Source organism: Streptomyces sp. NBC_01525 (assembly GCF_045040405.1).
GTDB classification, from domain to species: Bacteria; Actinomycetota; Actinomycetes; order Streptomycetales; family Streptomycetaceae; genus Streptomyces; species Streptomyces benahoarensis.
In genome coordinates this window covers 4,536,592-4,556,869 of record NZ_CP109397.1, presented here as the reverse complement: position 1 = coordinate 4,556,869, position 20,278 = coordinate 4,536,592, and the positions used below count along the sequence as shown (strand labels likewise).

Below are 20,278 nucleotides of genomic sequence, written 5' to 3'. Positions count from 1 at the left end.
CAGCGGGTCAGGCGCGTCGCCCCGGCGCACTTGACACGCGGCGCGTCGGGCGCGCAGCCCCGGACGGATGGAATCCCACGCGTGACGGAGCACCCAACCTCCCACCACCTGCGGCAGCCGGTCCCGCCTGCCGCTCCTTCGGCGTCCCCTGCACGGGGCCCGGGCTCCTCGGCGCCGTTCGGCGCGGTGCCCGATCCGCGCAGCGCCCTCCAGCAGCCGGGGGCGGCGGGCTTCGCGCCGCCGCCCGGGGCCGGTTTCGCCGTGCGCGGCGAGAACGGCGCGGCCGCCGGACCGCCGGACGCCCCGCTGGTCACGGCCGGTGCCGGACCGGGCGGCGGCGAGCCGGTCGCGGGCCACGGCCGTCCCCGTACGGCCGGCGGGCACGCCCCGTACGACGACGGACTCGCGGCGCGCGGCGCGGTCGGCGGGGCGCAGCCGCCGGAGCAGGGCGAGCCGCGCCCCGGTGAGCCGCGGCCGGGCACCGGCCACGTACCGGCCGAGGGCATCGGGCGGCCGCGGGAGGGTGGCCGGTCGCGGCCGCCGGGCGACGACGGGCCATCCGGCGCGTTCGTCCCGCCGCCCACGGGTCCGGCGGGCGGCGCGGTGGTGCCGGGCGAGGGTGCGGCGCCGGTGCCTCCGGCCCGGGCGGACCATCCGGGCGAGGGTGACGAGGTGGCGGCGGCCCGGCAGGCGGGCGGTGACCGGCTGCGGTTCATCGGCGCGGCCACCCGGCGGATCGCCCGGGGCATCGACCTCGACGAGATCGTGCTGGGGCTCTGCCGGGCGACGGTGCCGACGTTCGCCGACGCGATCCTGGTGTATCTGCGCGATCCGCTGCCGGTGGGCGACGAGCGGCCGACCGAGCCGATGGTGCTGCGGCTGCGGCGTACCGACCGGATCCCGGAGGAGCCGGACACCAACGGCATCCGGCTGCCGGTGCTGCCCGCGCAGCCGGATCTGGGCCCGGCGATGGGCGGCAGCGCCGCGGAGCTGGCCGAGGTGCTGACGGGCGGGCCGCTGGCAGAGGTGTTGCGCGGGGTGCGGCCGCTGTTCGGCGATGTCCCGGCGGCACGGACGGCACTGCCGGAGCTGCTGGGCGACGGCACCCAACTGCCGGGCGGGCGCCGGGTGATCCTGGCGCCGCTGCGCGGCCGCCGCCGGGTGATCGGCGCGGCGGTGTTCCTGCGCCGCCCGGACCGTCCGGCGTTCGAGGGCGACGATCTGCTGGTCGCGGCGCAGCTGGCGACGCACACCGCGCTCGGCGTCGACAAGGCGGTGCTCTACGGCCGGGAGGCGTACATCGCCGACGCGTTGCAGCGCACGATGCTGCCGGACTCGCTGCCGCAGCCCACCGGCGTCCGCCTGGCGAGCCGCTATCTGCCCGCGGCGGAGACGGCGCGGGTGGGCGGCGACTGGTACGACGCGATTCCGCTGCCGGGCAGCCGGGTGGCGCTGGTCGTCGGGGATGTCATGGGGCATTCGATGACGTCGGCGGCGATCATGGGGCAGCTGCGGACGACGGCGCAGACGCTGGCCGGTCTGGATCTGCCGCCGCAGGAGGTGCTGCACCACCTCGACGAGCAGGCGCAGCGGCTGGGCTCGGACCGCATGGCGACGTGCCTGTACGCGGTGTACGACCCGGTGGCGCACCGCATCATCGTGGCGAACGCGGGGCATCCGCCGCCCGTGATGCTGCACCGCGGCGGCCGGGCGGAGGTGCTGCGGGTCCCGGCGGGCGCGCCGATCGGGGTCGGCGGCGTGGACTTCGAGGCGGTGGAGCTGGACGCCCCGGCGGGCGCCACGCTGGTGCTGTACACCGACGGTCTGGTGGAGTCGCGGATCCGGGACGTGTGGACCGGCATCGAGCAGCTGCGGGAGCGGCTGGCCGAGACGGCGCGGCTGACGGGCCCGAATCCGCCGCCGCTGGAGCCGCTCTGCGACGAGGTGCTGGACATGCTCGGCCCCGGCGACCGTGATGACGACATCGCGTTGCTGGCGGCGCGGTTCGACGGGATAGCACCCAGCGATGTCGCGTACTGGTATCTCGATCCGAAGGCCCAGACGGCGGGGCAGGCGCGTCGGCTGGCCCGGCGGGCGTTGTCGCGCTGGGGCCTGGAGGAGCTGACGGATCAGGTGGAGCTGCTGGTCAGCGAGGTGGTCACCAATGCGGTGCGGTACGCGGAGCGGCCGGTGACGCTGCGGCTGCTGCGGACGGATGTGCTGCGCTGCGAGGTCGGTGACGACGTCCCGCAGCTGCCGCGGCTGCGGCAGGCGCGGCCGTCGGACGAGGGTGGGCGCGGGCTGTATCTCGTCAACCGCATGGCGCGGCGCTGGGGCGCCACCCGGCTGAGCATGGGCAAGGTCGTGTGGTTCGAGCTGTCGATGCCGCCGGGCGCCGCGGCGCGCTGATCACCCGGCCGGACGCATGGCGCGTGCGGCGGTATGGAGCCCCGTCCGGGCAGCCGGGCGGGGCTCCGTCGTGTGCGGCGGGGGCCGGAGGGCGCGTGGCCCGTAGGGGCGTTCCGTAAGGGCCGGGTGGAGCGATCCGGGCCGGGCGCCCTCCGGGGTGGCGTCCCGTAAGGGCCGGGCGCCCTCCGGGGTGGCGTCCCGTAAGGGCCGGGCGCCTGCCGTTCCGGGGCCATCAGGACACGGCCATCGGGCAAGGGTTGCCGACATGCCGTCGGCGGCGTTGACTGCTTGGGTGGACAAAAGGGACTGACTGGCCCCCCCCACTCCCCCACTTCCCCGTCGAAACGGAGGCGCTCCTCCATGTCCAGCCCCGCGCAGAACGTCCCGCACACGACGAACAACGTCGGCATCGCCGTCGGGAGCGACGAGAACTCACTGACCGTCGGCCCCGACGGTCCGATCCTGCTGCACGACCACTATCTGATCGAGAAGATGGCCCAGTTCAACCGGGAACGGGTCCCCGAGCGGGTGGTGCACGCCAAGGGCAGCGGCGCGTACGGCTTCTTCAAGGTCACCAACGATGTCAGCCAGTTCACCAAGGCGGATCTCTTCCAGCCGGGCAAGACGACCGAGATGCTGGCCCGCTTCTCGACCGTCGCCGGTGAGCAGGGGTCCCCCGACACCTGGCGCGACCCGCGCGGTTTCGCCCTGAAGTTCTACACCGAGCAGGGCAACTACGACCTGGTCGGCAACAACACCCCGGTGTTCTTCGTCCGCGACACGATCAAGTTCCAGGACTTCATCCGCTCGCAGAAGCGCCGCCCGGACAACGGGCTGCGCGACAACGACATGCAGTGGGACTTCTGGACGCTGTCGCCGGAGTCCGCGCACATGGTCACCTGGCTGATGGGCGACCGCGGTATCCCCAAGACGTACCGGCACATGAACGGCTACGGCTCGCACACGTACATGTGGGTCAACGCCGGAGGGGAGAAGTTCTGGATCAAGTACCACTTCAAGACCGACCAGGGCATCGACTTCCTCACGCAGGAGGAGGCGGACCGGCTCGCCGGTTCGGACGGTGACCTCCACCGCCGGGACCTCTTCGACGCGATCGAGAGTGGCAACGCCCCGTCGTGGACGCTGTATGTGCAGGTCATGCCGTTCGACGACGCGCCGGACTACCGGTTCAACCCGTTCGATCTGACGAAGGTGTGGCCGCACGGCGACTACCCGCTGATCGAGGTTGGGCGGATGACGCTCAACCGGAACCCGGAGGACTTCTTCATCCACATCGAGCAGGCGGCGTTCGAGCCGTCGAACCTCGTGCCGGGCATCGGCCCGTCGCCGGACAAGATGCTGCTGGGGCGGCTGTTCTCGTACCCGGACACGCACCGGTACCGGATCGGCCCGAACTACGCCCAGCTGCCGCCGAACCGGGCGCACATCCCGGTCCACTCGTACGCGAAGGACGGGCCGATGCGGTTCGATCCGTCGCGGGCGGCCCGGCCGTACGCGCCGAACTCCTACGGGGGTCCGGCGGCGGCCACGCAGGAGTCGACGGACCCGGTGGGCTGGGAGACCGCCGGTGAGCTGGTCCGCGAGGCGTACACCAAGCGCCGGGAGGACGACGACTTCGGGCAGCCGGGGACGATGGTCCGCAAGGTGCTGGACGACGCGGCGCGCGCCCGGCTGGTGAGCAATGTCGCCGGGCATCTGCTCAACGGTGTGAGCAAGCCGGTGCTGGAGCGGGCGTTGCAGTACTGGCGCAACGTCGACAAGGAGCTCGGCGACCGGATCGCCAAAAAGGTCAACGGCGGCTGATCCCGGCCGCCGCACGGCCGCGGCCCCCGCCTCGTGGGTACGAGGCGGGGGCCGCGGGCTGTGCGGGGGGGGCCGGTCAGTTCAGCCCGTTGAGGCCGCCGGCGCCGCCGGGGCCGTTGCCCGTGCCGCCGGTGCCGTTGTTGCCGCCGTTGCTCTGGCCGCCGTTGCCGCCCGGGCCGCCGGTGGTGCCGCCGTTGGGGTCGCCGGTGCCGGGGTCGGTCGGCGCCGAACTGGTGTCGGTGGGCGTCGGGGCGCCGGAGCCGGTCGGCGTCGGGTCGGTGGACGGCGTGCCCGACGGGCTCTGCGTCTCGGTCGGGGTGCCCGACGGCGTTTTCGACGGCGGGGCGGTGTCGGTCGTCGGGGGCGGCGGGGCCACGCCCATGCCCGAGTCGGCGTCCAGGTCGAAGGTGGCTCCGGCGCCGGAGCCGAGCGCGGCCGCGTTGTAGGCGGCCCAGACCTGCGCCGGGTAGCCGCCGCCGTTGACGCGGCCGCCGCCGCCGGTGCCGCGGAGGGTGACCTGCTTACCGCCCTCGGCCTCGCCGAACATGCCGACGGCGGTGACCAGCTTCGGCGTGTAGCCGACGAACCACGCCGACTTGTTGTCGTCGGAGGTGCCGGTCTTGCCCGCCGCCTGGTACGAGGTGTCCTGCACCGCCGTGGCCGTACCGTCGTCGACCACACCGCGCAGCACGGAGGTGACGGTGTCGGCGGTCTTCCGGCTGAGCACCTGGTCGCCGATCGGGTCCGGCAGATCCGGCTCCGGGTCGGTGGCGTGCTCGGCCTTGGTGACCAGGGTCGGGGTGACCTTCCGGCCGTGATTGTCGAAGGTCGCGTAGACCCCGGCCATCTGGACGGGGCTGGCGCCCATGCTGCCGAGGGTCATGGCGGGCTGGACGTCCATCCGGGCGCCGTTCATGCCCAGCGAGGTCGCGGTCTTCTTCAGGCTGTCGAGGCCGACATCGGCGCCCATCTGCGCGAACACCGAGTTGACGGAGTTGTTCATCGCCTTCTGGACAGTGATGTTGCCGTAGCTGCGCTGGTCCTCGTTGGGCGGCGCGAACGGCGCGGTGCCGCCGGTGACCGGGCGCCGGTTGGTGCCGTCGTAGGCGGTGTCCGGCGTGATCGGGCGGCCGTCCTGGGTGGTGGCGTGGTTCTCCAGGGCGGTGGCGAGAATCAGCGGCTTGAAGGTGGAGGCCGGCTGGTAGTCCTGGCGCGTCGCGTTGTTGATGTAGTGCTGGGTGTACCCGGCGCCGCCGTACATCGCGACGATGTGGCCGGTCTTCGGGTCGACGGACGCGGCGCCGAGCTGGGCGTCCCGGTCGGCCTCGCGGGCCTTGGGGTCGAGGTCGCCGGTGAGCTTGCGCTTGACGGCCTGTTCCAGGGCGAGTTGCTTGTCCTTCTCGATGCCGAGGGTGACGGTCCAGCCGCCCAGCTCGAACTTCTTCTCGTCGACGCCGTGGGCGAAGAGTTCGTCCTTGGCGGCCTTGACGAGGTAGCCGGTGCGGCCGGTCAGGCCCTCCTGGGGCTTGGGATCCTTCGGCACGTCAAACTTCTGCTGGTCGCGCTCGGCCTGGGAGAGCCACTTCATCTCGACCATGTTGTCGAGGGTGTAGGCCCAGCGTTCCTGGGCGAGCTTCTTGCCCGCCGGGGTGGCCAGCGCCCAGTCGTACTGGTTGGGGGCCTGGAGCAGCGCGGCGAGGTAGGCGCCCTGGGAGACGGTGAGCTTGTCGGCGTCCTTGCGGTAGTACGCCTGGGCGGCGGCCTGGATGCCGTAGGCGCCGCGCCCGTAGTAGCTGGTGTTGAGGTAGCCGTCGAGGATCTCCGGTTTGCCCTTCTCGGCGTCGACCTTGAGGGAGATCACGATCTCCTGGAGCTTGCGGGAGACCGTCTGCTCCTGGCTGAGGTAGTAGTTCTTCACGTACTGCTGGGTGATCGTGGAGCCACCCTGCTTGCCCTCGCCGCGGAGCGTCTTGTAGATGCCGCGGAAGGTGCCCTTGAGGTCGACGCCGGAGTCGTCGTAAAAGGTCTTGTTCTCGGCGGCGACGAAGGCGTGCTGCACCTTCAGGGGCACGCTGCTGAGCGGCACGCTCTCGCGGTTCAGCTTGCCGGTGCGGGCGAGGACCTTGCCGTCGGCGTACTTGTAGACGTTGCTCTGGGCGGTGGCGAGTTCGGTGCCCGCCGCGGGGACGTCGACGTAGAAGTACAGGCCGAAGGCGGCGGCTATGCCGAGCAGGCATATCCCGAAGAAGGTGCCGAGCATCTTCTTCCAGGTGAAGAGGCGGCGTATCCGGCCCTTCGGGCGTCGGGGCCCGGTCCCGCGGCTCCCCTGCCGCGCTCGTGTCGCGTCCGCTCGGCCCATGGCTCCTGTCACTTTCGCTCGTACCGCCCCCAGCTGGGTCAGCGGTTGAAGCTAACACCGCATCTGCCCCCAAATACTCATCGATCAAGGGCTTTTCCTACGTGACAAACAGCACCTGGCGTGACGGAACCGCGGACGCAGAGTTGCGCATCGGACGGGTCAAGGCGTTAAAGTGATATCACTTTGATGAGTCGGTGAGATCGCACCCGGGGACCGCCCGGGCGCGCCGCCGGCCCCGCGTCCGGCATCCGGGCGCGCCACGAGAAACGGGGCTTCCATGTCCGAGACCACACCCGTCACCCCGCCCAGAGACGGTGCACCGCTCGCCGACGCACCCGAGATGCCCTCCCCGCAGGTCCGCGAGAGGGCCGCGCACAGCATTCCGGGCGGTCTGGCGCTGCTGCTGACCGTGCTCGGCGTCTTCCTCGGCATCGCGATGATCATCGGCGGCGGCGTCGCCGGTTCGGGCGGCAGCCCCGCGGTCGCCGCCCCGCTGATCATCGTCGGCATCCTGCTGCTGCTCTCCTCGTTCTTCTGCATGACCGGCGTGAAGATGGTGGCACCGGGCGAGGCGCGGGTGATCCAGCTCTTCGGCCGGTACGTCGGCACCATCCGCACCGACGGGCTGCGCTGGGTCAACCCGCTGACCAGCGCGCGGAAGATCTCCACCCGGGTGCGGAACCACGAGACGGCGGTGCTGAAGGTCAACGACGCGTACGGCAACCCGATCGAGCTGGCGTCGATCGTCGTCTGGAAGGTCGAGGACACCGCGCAGGCGCTCTTCGAGGTGGACGACTTCCTGGAGTTCGTCGCCACCCAGACCGAGGCAGCGGTCCGGCACATCGCGATCGAGTACCCCTACGACGCGCACGACGAGGACGCCCTGTCGCTGCGCGGCAACGCCGAGGAGATCACCGAGAAGCTGGCCGCCGAGCTGACCGCGCGGGTGCAAGCGGCGGGTGTGCGGATCATCGAGTCCCGCTTCAGCCACCTCGCGTACGCGCCCGAGATCGCCTCGGCGATGCTCCAGCGGCAGCAGGCCGGTGCGGTGGTCGCGGCGCGGCAGCAGATCGTGGAGGGCGCGGTCGGCATGGTCGAGCAGGCGCTGGTGCGCATCAGCGAGCAGGGCATCGTCGAGCTGGACGAGGAGCGCAAGGCATCCATGGTCGGGAATCTGATGGTGGTGCTCTGCGGCGACCGGGCCGCCCAGCCGGTACTGAACACGGGCTCGCTCTACCAGTGAGTGACGAGAGCCCCGAGGGAGCGGGCGGCGGCGCCCGCAAACCCGCGCGACGGCCGCAGCAGCGCAAGCAGGTGCTGCTGCGGCTGGACCCGCTGCTCCACGACGCGCTGGCCCGCTGGGCGGGCGACGAACTGCGCAGCACCAACGCGCAGATCGAGTTCCTGCTGCGGAGGGCGCTGGCGGACGCGGGCCGGCTGCCGCGCGGGGCGGGTGGGCCGCCGCGGCGGGGGCGGCCCCCGAAGGAGCCGGACCCCGGTACGGACGGAGCGGCGGACTGACCGGGCCGGGCGGGACGGGCAGGACGGGCGGGCCACCGCCGGACCGACCGGCGCGGACCGGGGCACCGCCGAACCGGCCGGCCGCCGGACCGGCGTGAGCCCGGACCACCGCCCGACCGGCCGGATCGGGAGGCACCTTCCCCCACCCTCACCTCTATACATACGATGTATACACCTCGTGTAGAGTGCGGCGCATGCCCGAAGGTCGTCCCCTGCCCGCGCCCACGGAGGCCCGCCCATGACCCCGTCCGGCTCACTACTCCACGCCGGTGGTCTGCACAAGGCGTACGGCGCCACGCCCGCGCTGGACGGCGCGGAGTTCTCGATCCACCCCGGTGAGGTCGTCGCCGTCCTCGGCTCCTCCGGCTCCGGAAAGTCCACGCTGCTGCACTGCCTGGCGGGGATCATCCGGCCCGACCGCGGCACCGTCCGCTACGGGGACCGCGACCTGACGGCCATGGGCGACGCCGAACGCAGCGCCCTGCGCCGCAGCGACTTCGGCTTCGTCTTCCAGTTCGGCCAGCTCGTCCCCGAACTCACCTGCCTGGAGAACGTCGCCCTGCCGATGCGGCTGGCCGGGGTGGCGCGCAAGGCCGCCGAGGCGCAGGCGCGCGGCTGGCTGGAGCGGCTGGAGGTGGACCCCGTCGCCGGGCGCCGCCCCGGTGAGGTCTCCGGCGGCCAGGGCCAACGCGTCGCCGTCGCCCGCGCCCTCGCCACCCGCCCCCGCGTGCTCTTCGCCGACGAACCGACCGGCGCCCTCGACTCCCTCAACGGCGAGCGCGTCATGGGCCTCCTCACCGACGCCGCCCGTGAGACACAGGCGGCCGTCGTCCTCGTCACCCACGAGGCCCGCGTCGCCGCCTACTCCGACCGCGAGGTCATCGTCCGCGACGGCAAGGTCAGGGAAGCGGTGACCGCCGTATGACGCGCCCACCGCACCGGCGTCCCGTACCGCCGCACGGCCCGGCCGTCTGGTTCCGCGACCTCGGCATGGGGTTGCGGTTCGCCGCCGCCGGGGGCCGCGAGGGCTGGACCCGTACGCTGCTGACCGCCGTCGGCGTCGGCCTCGGCGTCCTGCTGCTGCTCGGCGCCGCGTCGGTGCCGACCCTCATGGAGGGCCGCCACGAGCGGGCCATGGCCCGTCAGCTGCTCAACGGCGAGGAGCCGCCGTCCGCCTCCGCCCGTACCGTGCTCGCCGCCGGGAGCGACACCACCTTCCGCGACGAGCGGGTCTTCGGCACCCGGGTACGCCCCGAGGGACCCGACGCCCCGCTCCCGCCAGGCGTCACCGCGTACCCGCGCCCCGGCACGATGGTGGTCTCCCCCGCCCTGCGCTCCCTGCTCGCCTCGCCCGGCGGCGCCCTGCTGCGCGAGCGGCTGCCGTACGTGATCACCGGCACCATCGGCGACGCGGGGCTGCTCGGGCCGAAGGAGCTGGCGTACTACCTGACCAGCGACGCCCTCACCGTGGACAACGGCGCGTTCCGCCTGGCCCGCTTCGGCGCCGACGATCCCGGGCCGCCGATGAGTCCGATGCTGCTGATGCTGATCATCATCGCGTGTGTGGTGCTGCTGATGCCGGTGGCCGTCTTCATCGCCACCGCGATCCGCTTCGGCGGCGACCGCCGCGACCGGCGGCTGGCAGCGCTCCGGCTGGTCGGCGCGGATGTCGCCACCACCCGCCGGATCGCCGCGGGTGAGGCGCTCTTCGGCGCGCTGTGCGGACTGGTGCTGGGCACCGCACTGTTCCTGGTCTGCCGTACGTTCGCGGGGTCGGTCACGCTCTGGGACATCAACGCCTTCCCCTCCGACGTGACACCGCTCCCGGCGTTGGCCGCGCTGATCGCGGTGGCCGTCCCTCTCGCCGCCCTCGCGGTCGCCCTCTTCACGCTGCGCGGCGTCGCCATCGAACCGCTCGGCGTGGTCCGCGGCCGTACGGTACGGCGCCGACGGCTGTGGTGGCGGCTGCCGCTGCTGGTGGGCGGCCCGGCGATCCTGCTGCTCGGCGGGCGGCTCGACCCGCGGCAGAGCGGCAGCGACGTCTACCCGGTCGCGGTGGGCGCGGTGCTGACGCTGTGCGGCGTCACGGCGCTGCTGCCGTGGGCGATCGAGGCGGTCGTCGGGCGGCTCGGCGGCGGGCCCGTCGCCTGGCAACTGGCCGTCCGCAGGCTCCAGTTGAGCGGCGGCGGCGCGGCCCGCGCGGTCAGCGGCATCTGTGTCGCGGTGGCCGGGGCGCTGGCGCTGCAACTGCTGGTCTCCGCCCTCCAGAGCGACTTCGTCCGGCGCACCGGGCAGGACTCCAGCCGCGCCCAGATGTCCGTGTCACTGCCGGAGTCCACCACCGCCGGCCTCCGCCGCGGCATCGCGCGGCTGGCGGGAACCGAGGGCATCCGCGGCACGCACGCGTTGATCGAGGCGAACGTGACCCGGCCCGGTCCGCTGCGCAAGGGCGAGGACTTCCCGCCCGGCGCCCCGCTGACCGTCGGCGACTGCGCCTCGCTCCGCGAGGTGGCGGACACCGGCCCCTGCCGCGACGGCGACGTCTTCCTCGCCGTGCACGGCGGCCCGGCGTCCGACGCCGGGGCAGTCCGCGCCGCCGCCCGCCCCGGCGGGCAGGTCCTGCTCAACGCCGACGGGGACACCGGCAAGCCGATCGGCGCGCCCCGCCTGTGGACCGTCCCGGAGCGGACCCGCGAGGTCGCCGCCCGCAGGGACCCGACGGGCGACCTCTCGCTCCGCGTCCTCGCCACCCCCGGCGTCCTCGACGCCACCCGGCTCCAGGACCCGTACGCGCGCGTCCTGATCCGTACCGATCCCGCGGTGCCCGACGCCGAGGAACACGTCCGCAACACCGCCGCCGCGCTGGGCCCGGAGGTGTTCGTCTCGACGGTGCACGACACCGAGAGCGATGCGCAGTACGCCAGCGTGCACACCGGGCTGCTGCTCGGCTCGACCGTGACGATGGCGCTGGTCGCCGCCGGGCTGCTGGTCACCACCGTGGAGCAGCTGCGTGAGCGGCGGCGGCTGCTGTCGGTGCTGGTGGCCTTCGGCACCCGCCGCTCCACCCTCGCCTGGTCGGTGCTGTGGCAGACGGCGGTGCCCGTCGCGCTGGGGCTGGCCCTCGCGGTGGCCGCCGGGCTCGGGCTCGGCTCCGGGCTGCTGCGGATGGCGGGCAAGGCCGACTACGACTGGGCGGGCGTCTGGCCGCTGCCGCTCGCCGGGGGCCTGCTGGTCCTCCTCGTCACGCTGCTCACCCTGCCATCGCTGTGGCGGCTGATGCGCCCGGACGGCCTGCGCACGGAGTGACGCGCCACCGTGCGGAACGCGCCCCGCGGGGCCCGGGTGACCGGGTCGCGCGGGGCGTTCCCGTGCCCGTACCGGGTACGTATAAATCAAGCGTATACACCCCGGATACACCCACGACGTAAGGTGGTCGCCATGTCAATCGGTCATACGCTGCTGGGCCTCCTGGAGTCCGGACCCCGCCATGGCTACGACCTCAAGCGGGCCTTCGACGAACACTTCGGGCACGACCGTCCGCTGCACTACGGGCAGGTCTACTCGACGATGTCCCGGCTGCTGAAGAACGGCCTGGTCGAGGTGGACGGCGTCGAGGCCGGTGCGGGCCCCGAGCGCAAGCGGTACGCGATCACGGACGCCGGTGTCACCGATGTCGGCCAGTGGCTCAGCCGCCCGGAGAAGCCGGAACCGTATCTCCAGTCGACGCTGTACACCAAGGTCGTTCTCGCGCTGATGACCGGACGGGACGCCGCCGAGCTGCTCGACACCCAGCGGGCCGAGCATCTGCGGCTGATGCGCGGGCTCACCGAGCGCAAGCGCCAGGGCGACCTCGCCGACCAGCTGATCTGCGACCACGCGCTCTTCCATCTGGAGGCCGACCTGCGCTGGCTGGAGCTGACCGCCGCCCGGCTCGACAGCCTGGCGCAGACGGTGCACAAATGACGCCCGAGGGTTCACTGCTCGCCGCGAGCGACCTGCACAAGGCGTACGGCGCCACGCCCGCGCTGGACGGTGCGGAGTTCTCGGTCCACCCCGGTGAGGTCGTGGCCGTCCTCGGTCCGTCCGGCTCCGGGAAGTCCACGCTGCTGCACTGCCTGGCGGGGATCATCCGGCCCGACCACGGCACCATCCGCTACGGGGACCACGACCTGACGGCCATGAGTGACGCCGAACGCAGCGCCCTGCGCCGCAGCGACTTCGGCTTCGTCTTCCAGTTCGGCCAGCTCGTCCCCGAACTCACCTGCCTGGAGAACGTCGCCCTGCCACTCCGCCTCAACGGCGCCCGCCGCAAGGAGGCCGAACGGCAGGCGCGGGAGTGGCTGGAGCGGCTGGAGGTCGAGGACGTCCACAAGCAGCGCCCCGGCGAGGTCTCCGGCGGGCAGGGCCAACGCGTCGCCGTCGCCCGCGCCCTCGCCACCCGCCCCCGGGTCGTCTTCGCCGACGAGCCCACGGGCGCCCTGGACTCCCTCAACGGCGAGCGCGTCATGACGCTGCTGACCGACGCCGCCCGCGAGACCCGGGCGGCCGTCGTCCTCGTCACCCACGAGACCCGCGTCGCCGCCTACTCCGACCGCGAGATCACCGTCCGCGACGGCAAGGTGAAGGACCTGCTGGCGGGCTTGCGGTGACCACTCCCGCCGCGCCCGTACCCGTCCGGGCGCGTGGCTGGTGCCGCGACCTGTTGATGGGGATGCGGTTCGCCGCGGGCGGCGGACGTGAGGGCTGGACGCGTACGGCCCTGACGGCGGTCGGCGTGGCCCTCGGCGTCGCCGTGCTGCTGGTCGGCGCGTCCGTACCGACGCTGATGAACGCCTGGCACGGCCGCGAGAAGGCCCGCGAGAACCTGGGCCAGCTGCACGAACCGCCGCGCGGCGACACCACGGTGCGCTATGCGAGCGCCGACACCGTCTTCCACGGCGAGCGGATCCGCGGCCGCCTGGTCCGGCCCGACGGCGCGCACCCGCCCGTACCGCCCGGCATGGACCGCCTTCCCGGACCGGGCGAGATGCGGGTCTCCCCGGCACTCAAGGAGCTGCTGGCCGAGCCGGGCAGCGCCCTGCTGCGGCAGCGGCTCCCGTACAAGGTCACCGGTGTCATCGGCGACGCGGGGCTCCAGGGCCCGGCAGAGCTGACGTATGTCGCGGGCGGCACGACGCTGCGCCCGCCCGACGCGTACCGCATCGACCACTTCGGCAGGAGCTGGACCCCACGGCCGCTGACGCCGCAGGGCACGCTGCTGGTGATCATGACGTGTGTGGCGCTGCTGACGCCGGTGACGGTCTTCATCGGGACGTCCGCGCGGTTCGGCAACGACCAGCGCGAACGGCGGCTGGCGGCGCTGCGGCTGCTCGGCTCGGACATCGCCACCACCCGCCGGGTCGCCGCCGGGGAAGCCCTGTTCGGCTCGGCGCTGGGGCTGGCGGGCGGCACCGCGCTGTTCCTCGCCGCCCGGCAGACCGCCGGGGCGATCACCCTGTGGGACATCAACGTCTTCCCCGCCGACATCCGGCCCGGCCCGCTGCCCGCCGCGCTGATCGCCGTCCTCGTCCCGGCCGTCTCGGTCCTGGTGACGCTGTTCGCGCAGCGCGGGGTGACGGTCGATCCGCTCGGTGTGGTGCGCCGGCGGCCCGCGCCGCGCCGCCGGCTGTGGTGGCGGCTGCTGCCGCCGGTGCTCGGCGCGGCGCTGCTGGTCCCGCTGCTCCGGCGGCAGGGCTGGGACGACACCGCCGCCAACACCACGGAGCTGGCCGTCGGTTCGATGCTGTTGCTGCTCGGCGTCACGGCGCTGCTGCCGTGGCTGGTCGAGGCGGTGGTGTGCCGGTTGCACGGCGGCCCGGTGCCCTGGCAGCTGGCCATCCGCCGCCTCCAGCTGGCCGGGGGTGCGGCGACCCGCGCGGTCAGCGGCATCACCGTCGCGGTGGCCGGGGCCATCGCCATCCATATGCTCTTCACCGGTATGCAGTTCGGCTTCGCCGAGGCGTACGCCCGCTCCGGCGCGCTGCCCCGGCTCGGCTACACCGCGCAGGCCGACAGCTGGCGGCAGACCGAACGGGCGCTCACCGCGGTGCGCGCCACGCCGGGGGTGACGGACGCCCGCGGTGTCATCGAGGCCACCGCGGACACCCTGCCGGGCAGCGACAGTTTCCCGAACCTCGCCATCGGCAGCTGCGCCGAACTGCGCCGGGTGGCCGCGCTGGACTCCTGCCGCGACGGCGACGTCTTCGTGGCACAGGGCCGCGACACGAAGACGGTACGGCCGGGCGGCGCCCTCGACCTCAACCCGGCGTTCTCGCCGGAGGACCGCGCCACCCCGCAGCCGTGGACGATCCCCGCCGACGCCCGTCAGGTCCGGCTCCGCCACACGGGCCAGGGGCCGGACGACCACCGCTACGACGTCCTGGCCACCCCGTCCACGGTCGACGTGCGCCGCCTGGGCATGGGTGACATGGCGCTGCGCGTCGGCTTCGACCGCTCCGTCCCGGACGCCGTCGAACGCATCCGTACCGCGTTGGCGCTGGTCACCCCGGCGGTGTACGAAAGCTCCGCGGTGGACAACCCGCACGACCGGGCCTACTCGGGCGTCCGCAACGGCCTGTTCGCCGCCGCCACGGTCACTCTCCTGCTGATCGGCGCGGGCCTGATCATCTCGACGGTGGAACAGCTCCACGAACGCCGCCGGATCCTCTCCTCCCTCCACGCCTTCGGCGTCCGCCGGTCCGCGCTGAGCTGGTCGGTCCTGTGGCAGACGGCGGTCCCGGTCCTGCTCGGCCTGGCCCTCGCGGTCGGCTGCGGTCTGCTGCTCGGCGCACTGCTGCTGCGGATGATCCACGCCGAGGTACGGGTGGACTGGCCGGTGGTGGCCGGAATGACGGGCATCGGCGGCGGCGTGATCCTCTTCGTCACGGCCCTGAGCCTGCCGCCCCTGTGGCGGATGATGCGGCCGGAGGGGCTGCGGACGGAGTGAACGGGGGCCGGTCCGGTCGGCTCACGGCGCGAAGGGCCGGGCGCCCGGGGACGGGCCCGAGCGTCTACGGCGCGGCGACCCCGTCCCCCGCCTCCACCATCCGCACCGGCAACCCCCGCATCGCCACCCGCAGCGCCGCCGCGAACTCCTCGAACTCGCGCTGGCGCGCCGCGCCGCTGCGCATCGCCAGCGCGATCCGCCGGGCGGGCGCCGGATCGGCGAAGTACCCGGTGGTCAACTCGTCGTTACGGGCGGTCTCCACGCGCAGCGCGGTACGGGGCAGCAGCGTCACGCCGAGCCCGCCGGCCACCAGCTGGACCAGCGTCGACAGGCCCGCCGCGCTGGTCGTGACCGGCACGCCCTCCTCGCGCCCGGCCTCCCGGCAGATGTCGAGGGCCTGGTCGCGCAGGCAGTGCCCCTCGTCGAGCAGCAGCAGATCCAGCTCCTTGAGCGCTTCCCGCGGGATGTCGCCGCGCCCTCCCAGCCAGTGCTCCTTCGGCGCGACCAGGACGAAGTCCTCGTCGAACAGCGGGAGTTCGGTGATCTGCGGGACGCCGAGCGGCACCGCGAGCAGCAGCAGATCGAGCCGCCCGTGCCCGAGCCCGTCCAGCAGCGAGGCGGTCTGCTCCTCGTGGACCTGGAGGTCGAGGTCGGGGTAGGTGGCGTGGACCAGCCGCAGGACCGTCGGCAGCAGATACGGCGCGACGGTGGGGATCACGCCGAGCCGCAGCGCCCCGGTGAACGGTGCGCGGGCCGCCTCCGCCTCCTCCAGCAGATCCCCGACGGCCGCCAGCACCGCACGGGCCCGCGCCGCGACGCGCTCCCCGGCGGTGGAGAGCAGCACCTTGCGCGTGGTCCGCTCCAGCAGCTGTACGCCGAGCGTCTCCTCCAGCGCCGACACCGCCCCGGAGAGCGCGGGCTGGCTCATCCCGATCTCGGCCGCCGCCTCCCGGAAGTGCAGATGCTCGGCGACCGCCACGAAGGCCCGCAGCTGCGCCAGACTCGGCTGCCGCGCCCGTCCCCCGCTCACCGGCGACGCCACTGATAACCACCTCCGATCAACACATTCCAGTCTACGGAGCCGCCGCCCGAACGCCCGCGCCCACCGGCTCCGGCCTCCTCCACGGCGCTTCCCCCCGCACCCGTAGACCGATTTTCGGCGCCCCGACACCGCTCAGCGGCACACAGGACACCCTCCGAACAGCACTGATAACCCCATCCAATCAACATCAACAACTCTGGCTATTTCCCTGATCAATACTCCGTATGGCACTGTGTTATCCGTCCAACCCTCAAGGAATGCCCCAAAAGGGACTTCCGGTGTTGCAAGGAGAGCGCGTGCTCACTGTCGGCGACAAGTTCCCCGAGTTCGATCTGACCGCCTGCGTTTCGCTCGAGTCCGGCAAGGAGTTCGAGCAGATCAACCACAAGACCTACGAAGGCAAGTGGAAGATCGTCTTCGCGTGGCCGAAGGACTTCACCTTCGTGTGCCCCACCGAGATCGCCGCCTTCGGCAAGCTGAACGACGAGTTCGCCGACCGTGACGCCCAGATCCTCGGCTTCTCCGGCGACTCCGAGTTCGTGCACCACGCCTGGCGCAAGGACCACCCGGACCTGACCGACCTGCCCTTCCCGATGCTCGCCGACTCGAAGCACGAGCTCATGCGCGACCTGGGCATCGAGGGCGAGGACGGCTTCGCGCAGCGCGCCGTCTTCATCGTCGACCAGAACAACGAGATCCAGTTCACGATGGTGACCGCCGGCTCCGTCGGCCGTAACCCCAAGGAGGTCCTGCGGGTCCTCGACGCCCTGCAGACCGACGAGCTGTGCCCCTGCAACTGGTCCAAGGGCGACGAGACCCTCGACCCGGTCTCGCTGCTCTCGGGCGAGTGAGCTGATCCGACATGGCTCTCGATGAACTGAAGTCCGCCGTACCGGACTTCGCCAAGGACCTGAAGCTGAACCTCGGCTCGGTCATCGGCAACAGCGACCTCCCGCAGCAGCAGCTGTGGGGCACCGTCCTGGCCTGCGCGATCGCCTCGCGCTCGCCGAAGGTGCTCCGCGAGCTGGAGCCGGAGGCCAAGGCCAACCTCTCCCCCGAGGCGTACCAGGCCGCCAAGTCCGCCGCCGCCATCATGGCGATGAACAACGTGTTCTACCGGACCCGGCACCTGCTGTCGGACCCGGAGTACGGCACGATGCGCGCCGGTCTGCGGATGAACGTCATCGGCAACCCGGGCGTGGACAAGGTCGACTTCGAGCTGTGGTCGCTGGCCGTCTCGGCCATCAACGGCTGCGGTATGTGCCTCGACTCGCACGAGCAGGTGCTCCGCAAGGCCGGTGTGGACCGCGAGACGATCCAGGAGGCCGTCAAGATCGCCGCCGTCCTCCAGGCCGTCGGCGCCACCCTCGACGCCGAGGCCGCCCTGGCGGAGTAATCCGCCCGCGCACCGCGCACCGTGAAGAAGCCCCGTGGACCGTTGGGTCCACGGGGCTTCTTCGCGTTTCCGGAGCGGGCGGTCAGTCCCGCGACGGCGGCCGCGCCGGCGTCGGTGCCACCCCGATCGCCGTGGCACCGCGCGGCTGCGGCGCCATCCGTACCGCCTGTTCCAGGGAGTACGAACGGAGGTAGCCGACGACGGTGTTGGTGACGGCGACCAGCGGGACGGCGACCACCGCGCCGCCGATCCCGGCGATCAGGCCGCCCGCCGCGACGGAGAGGATCACCGCGAGCGGGTGGACGCGGACCGCGCGGCCCAGGATGAACGGCTGGAGGATGTGGCCCTCGATCTGCTGCACCGCCAGGACCACCGCGAGCACCATCAGCGCGGTGAACATGCCCTGGGTGACGAGCGCGACGACACATGCCAGCGCGCCCGAGACCACCGCGCCGATCAGCGGGATGAAGGCGAACAGGAAGATGAAGACGGCGAGCGGCACGGCCAGCGGCACTTTGAGGACGTAGAGCCCGGTGCCGATGAAGAACGCGTCGATCAGGGCGACCAGCACCGTGCCGCGGACGTACGCGGTCAGTGTCCGCCAGGCGCGCGGCCCGGCGCCCGCCACACCCTCGCGGGCGGCGAACGGGACCAGCTTCAGCATCCATTCCCAGATCCGCCGGCCGTCGTAGAGCAGGAAGAGCGTGGTGAACATCGCCAGCAGGATGCCGGTGAACACCTCAAGGACGACGGTGACGCCCTCCAGACCGGCGGAGGTGATGGCCTCGGTGTTGGCGCCGACCGCGTCCTGAAGGTTCTTGGCGATGTTGTTGATCTGGCTCTCGGTCACATGGAACGGGCTCTTGAGCAGCCAGCCCTTCAGCTCGGTGATGCCCTCCTGGATACGGTCGGAGACCGAGTCGATGTTGGCCTGCACCTGCCAGACGACGAACCAGCCGACCAGGCCCATGATGACGAAGCCGCCGATGAAGGTCAGCGCGGTGGCGAATCCGCGCGGCAGCCCCCGGCGCCGCAGCCAGGCGACCGTCGGCTGCAACAGCGCGGTGATCAACAGCGCCGCGACGAAGGCCAGCACGACCAGCTCGATGGTGGTGATGACCTGGGCCAGCACCCAGAGCGTCCCGGCCAGCACCAGCAGCCGCCACCCCGCCTCGGCGGCGACCCGCACCCCCCACGGCACCGCCGACGCCGGATCGGGCCGCGCGGCAACGGCCGGAGCGTAGGCGGGCGGTGCGGGGACGGCGGCTGCACGGCCCGTACCCGCCTCCCCCTCGGACGGCGGCGCGGTGCTCCCGGACGCCGACGCCGCGGCCACGGGCGTCACGGCCTCCGGCGCAGCAGCTTCCGGAGCAGCGGCTTCCGGTGCCACGGCCTCCTTCGCCGCCACGGACTCCTCCCCCACCACAGGCACTTCAGGCCCCGACCGCGCTCCCCCCGAGGCCGCGGCGGCATCCGTCCCGCCCAGGGGCCGGGGACTCCCGTCACGCCGCAGCGCCTCCGCGTCCTCGGCCGCCGCCGCGGCCTCCGTCCGGCGGCGCTGTTCCTCCAGCCGGTGCGCGAGCCGCGTCAGACCGGCGCCGAGCCCGCCGACCCATTGAGGCAATCTGGACATGTCGTTCTTCTTCCCCTCCCGCCCCCCACTCCTGACGGGACGACGTTACCTGTGCGGGACACACGAAACCCCCGACGCTGACGCGGTCGGGGGTTTCGGGGCGTACGTGCGGTGCGGCCGGAGGCCGGGGTACGTCTAGTACCAGCTGTTTTGCTGCCAGAAGCTCCAGGCGCCACAGGGGCTGCCGTAGCGGCTGTTCATGTAGTTCAGCCCCCACTTGATCTGGGTGGCCGGGTTGGTCTGCCAGTCGGCGCCCGCGGAGGACATCTTGGAACCGGGCAGCGCCTGGACCAGACCGTAGGCGCCCGAGGAGGCGTTGACGGCCTGGTAGTTCCAGCCGGACTCGTGGTTCACGATGTTGCTGAAGCACTGGAACTGCTCGCCCGGGATCATCTGGCGCGCCATGGCCTGCGTCTCGGCGATCGTGTACGAGCCCTTGGCGACGAAGTCGCTGGCGTCACGGGTCGCGGAGCGCGACACCTCCAGCTTCTTCTTCCGCGCCTCGGCGTCGGCCTTCGCCTTCGCCTCGTCCGCGGCGTCCTTCTTCTCCTGCGCGGTCTGTGCGGCGGCCTTGCGTGCCGACTCCTGCGCGGACTTGAGGGCTGCCACATCGGCCTGGGTGGACTGGTCGTCCGCCTGCTGCGTCAGGGAGGCCGTCTGCACCTGGGCCTGCTGGCCCGCGGGGAGGTCGGCGATCGTCGCGTCGGCTGCCGTGGCCTGGGTGTTGCTGCCATCCAAGCCCGGCTGGTTGCCTGCAGCGACGCCGACTACGGCGCCGACGGTGGTGACCGCGGTGGCGGAGGCCACGGCGAATCCCCGGACCGAGATCCGGCTCACACGATTTCCTTCCAGCATCGCCCGCATAGGTGACCTCGCGGACGCAATCGTGCCCCTGGCGCTGGCTTCCCTTGTTCCGCCCCCTGTTGAGCGGCGGGGGCGACTGGTCACGGGAGGCACGGGCCCGGTACGTCCCCCTCAGGGTTCGCGTGGTGCTCGGGCGGCATACGGCGGTTCACTATGAAGTTCGGGTGGTGCCGCACCTCTGGGGATGCTGGTGGTGCCGTATGCGGGGCCTGACAGGACCCAGACTCTGCCCGACGGGGCCACCG

The 20,278-nt window shown here is 72.6% G+C and carries 15 protein-coding genes; 11 read left to right on the top strand and 4 right to left on the bottom strand.

Features of this window, described 5'->3' with window-relative positions; all coding sequences use genetic code 11:
- Positions 1 to 81: 81 nt before the first annotated feature.
- Together OG422_RS20525 and OG422_RS20520 are read left to right on the top strand one after the other, a co-directional pair.
- The gene (locus tag OG422_RS20525; protein WP_405744163.1) at positions 82 to 2,409 is read left to right on the top strand and encodes a SpoIIE family protein phosphatase; all 2,328 of its coding nucleotides are present in this window, start codon (positions 82 to 84) and stop codon (positions 2,407 to 2,409) included.
- 360 nt (positions 2,410 to 2,769) lie between these two features.
- Positions 2,770 to 4,233, top strand: coding sequence for a catalase (locus OG422_RS20520; RefSeq protein WP_405744161.1), 1,464 nt, complete (start codon positions 2,770 to 2,772; stop codon positions 4,231 to 4,233).
- A 76-nt stretch (positions 4,234 to 4,309) separates the two neighbouring features.
- On the opposite strand, the gene OG422_RS20515 is transcribed toward OG422_RS20520, so the two are convergent.
- Complete coding sequence (locus OG422_RS20515; protein WP_405744159.1) at positions 4,310 to 6,592, bottom strand: transglycosylase domain-containing protein; 2,283 nt, start codon at positions 6,590 to 6,592, stop codon at positions 4,310 to 4,312.
- 277 nt (positions 6,593 to 6,869) lie between these two features.
- Here OG422_RS20515 and OG422_RS20510 point away from each other — a divergent pair, with 277 nt between their 5' ends.
- The 7 genes from OG422_RS20510 to OG422_RS20480 all read left to right on the top strand — a co-directional run bounded on the left by OG422_RS20510 (position 6,870) and on the right by OG422_RS20480 (position 15,098).
- A complete protein-coding gene (locus OG422_RS20510; protein WP_143942594.1) occupies positions 6,870 to 7,835 on the top strand; it encodes an SPFH domain-containing protein in 966 nt (321 codons plus the stop codon).
- A complete protein-coding gene (locus tag OG422_RS20505) occupies positions 7,832 to 8,113 on the top strand; it encodes a hypothetical protein (RefSeq protein ID WP_405744157.1) in 282 nt (93 codons plus the stop codon). The genes OG422_RS20510 and OG422_RS20505 overlap by 4 nt, the downstream gene beginning before the upstream one ends.
- A 238-nt stretch (positions 8,114 to 8,351) precedes the next feature.
- Positions 8,352 to 9,038 (top strand): ABC transporter ATP-binding protein, encoded by a 687-nt coding sequence (locus OG422_RS20500; protein ID WP_405744155.1) that lies wholly within the window; start codon positions 8,352 to 8,354, stop codon positions 9,036 to 9,038.
- The gene (locus OG422_RS20495; protein WP_405744153.1) at positions 9,035 to 11,419 is read left to right on the top strand and encodes an FtsX-like permease family protein; all 2,385 of its coding nucleotides are present in this window, start codon (positions 9,035 to 9,037) and stop codon (positions 11,417 to 11,419) included. The genes OG422_RS20500 and OG422_RS20495 overlap by 4 nt, the downstream gene beginning before the upstream one ends.
- A gap of 132 nt (positions 11,420 to 11,551) precedes the next feature.
- Complete coding sequence (locus OG422_RS20490) at positions 11,552 to 12,076, top strand: PadR family transcriptional regulator (protein WP_405744151.1); 525 nt, start codon at positions 11,552 to 11,554, stop codon at positions 12,074 to 12,076.
- Positions 12,073 to 12,762 carry an ABC transporter ATP-binding protein gene (locus OG422_RS20485; protein ID WP_405744149.1) on the top strand — a complete coding sequence of 230 codons (690 nt, stop codon included), beginning with the start codon at positions 12,073 to 12,075 and terminating at the stop codon, positions 12,760 to 12,762. The genes OG422_RS20490 and OG422_RS20485 overlap by 4 nt, the downstream gene beginning before the upstream one ends.
- Positions 12,759 to 15,098, top strand: coding sequence for an ABC transporter permease (locus OG422_RS20480; RefSeq protein ID WP_405744147.1), 2,340 nt, complete (start codon positions 12,759 to 12,761; stop codon positions 15,096 to 15,098). Before OG422_RS20485 ends, OG422_RS20480 begins: the two co-directional genes overlap by 4 nt.
- 64 nt (positions 15,099 to 15,162) lie before the next feature.
- On the opposite strand, the gene OG422_RS20475 is transcribed toward OG422_RS20480, so the two are convergent.
- Complete coding sequence (locus tag OG422_RS20475) at positions 15,163 to 16,140, bottom strand: hydrogen peroxide-inducible genes activator (RefSeq protein ID WP_143942076.1); 978 nt, start codon at positions 16,138 to 16,140, stop codon at positions 15,163 to 15,165.
- Between the two features lie 296 nt (positions 16,141 to 16,436).
- Between OG422_RS20475 and OG422_RS20470 the strand changes: the two genes are divergently transcribed.
- Both OG422_RS20470 and OG422_RS20465 read left to right on the top strand, forming a co-directional pair.
- Positions 16,437 to 16,991, top strand: coding sequence for a peroxiredoxin (locus tag OG422_RS20470; RefSeq protein ID WP_143942075.1), 555 nt, complete (start codon positions 16,437 to 16,439; stop codon positions 16,989 to 16,991).
- A gap of 11 nt (positions 16,992 to 17,002) precedes the next feature.
- Positions 17,003 to 17,536, top strand: coding sequence for an alkyl hydroperoxide reductase (locus OG422_RS20465; RefSeq protein WP_030287967.1), 534 nt, complete (start codon positions 17,003 to 17,005; stop codon positions 17,534 to 17,536).
- Positions 17,537 to 17,618: 82 nt separating this feature from the next.
- Here the strand turns inward: OG422_RS20465 and OG422_RS20460 are convergent, their stop codons facing one another.
- Both OG422_RS20460 and OG422_RS20455 read right to left on the bottom strand, forming a co-directional pair.
- The gene (locus OG422_RS20460) at positions 17,619 to 19,169 is read right to left on the bottom strand and encodes an AI-2E family transporter (protein WP_405744144.1); all 1,551 of its coding nucleotides are present in this window, start codon (positions 19,167 to 19,169) and stop codon (positions 17,619 to 17,621) included.
- Between the two features lie 135 nt (positions 19,170 to 19,304).
- Entirely contained in the window at positions 19,305 to 20,006 is a 702-nt protein-coding gene (locus OG422_RS20455; protein ID WP_405744142.1) for a transglycosylase SLT domain-containing protein, read from the bottom strand.
- Between the last annotated feature and the right edge of the window lie 272 nt (positions 20,007 to 20,278).

Coding starts and splice junctions, on each gene's coding strand:
- OG422_RS20460 (WP_405744144.1), bottom strand. CDS start 19,169: ATGTCCAGATTGCCTCAATGGGTCGGCGGGCTCGGCGCCGGTCTGACG.
- OG422_RS20485 (WP_405744149.1), top strand. CDS start 12,073: ATGACGCCCGAGGGTTCACTGCTCGCCGCGAGCGACCTGCACAAGGCG.
- OG422_RS20510 (WP_143942594.1), top strand. CDS start 6,870: ATGTCCGAGACCACACCCGTCACCCCGCCCAGAGACGGTGCACCGCTC.
- OG422_RS20495 (WP_405744153.1), top strand. CDS start 9,035: ATGACGCGCCCACCGCACCGGCGTCCCGTACCGCCGCACGGCCCGGCC.
- OG422_RS20520 (WP_405744161.1), top strand. CDS start 2,770: ATGTCCAGCCCCGCGCAGAACGTCCCGCACACGACGAACAACGTCGGC.
- OG422_RS20490 (WP_405744151.1), top strand. CDS start 11,552: ATGTCAATCGGTCATACGCTGCTGGGCCTCCTGGAGTCCGGACCCCGC.
- OG422_RS20465 (WP_030287967.1), top strand. CDS start 17,003: ATGGCTCTCGATGAACTGAAGTCCGCCGTACCGGACTTCGCCAAGGAC.
- OG422_RS20515 (WP_405744159.1), bottom strand. CDS start 6,592: ATGGGCCGAGCGGACGCGACACGAGCGCGGCAGGGGAGCCGCGGGACC.
- OG422_RS20500 (WP_405744155.1), top strand. CDS start 8,352: ATGACCCCGTCCGGCTCACTACTCCACGCCGGTGGTCTGCACAAGGCG.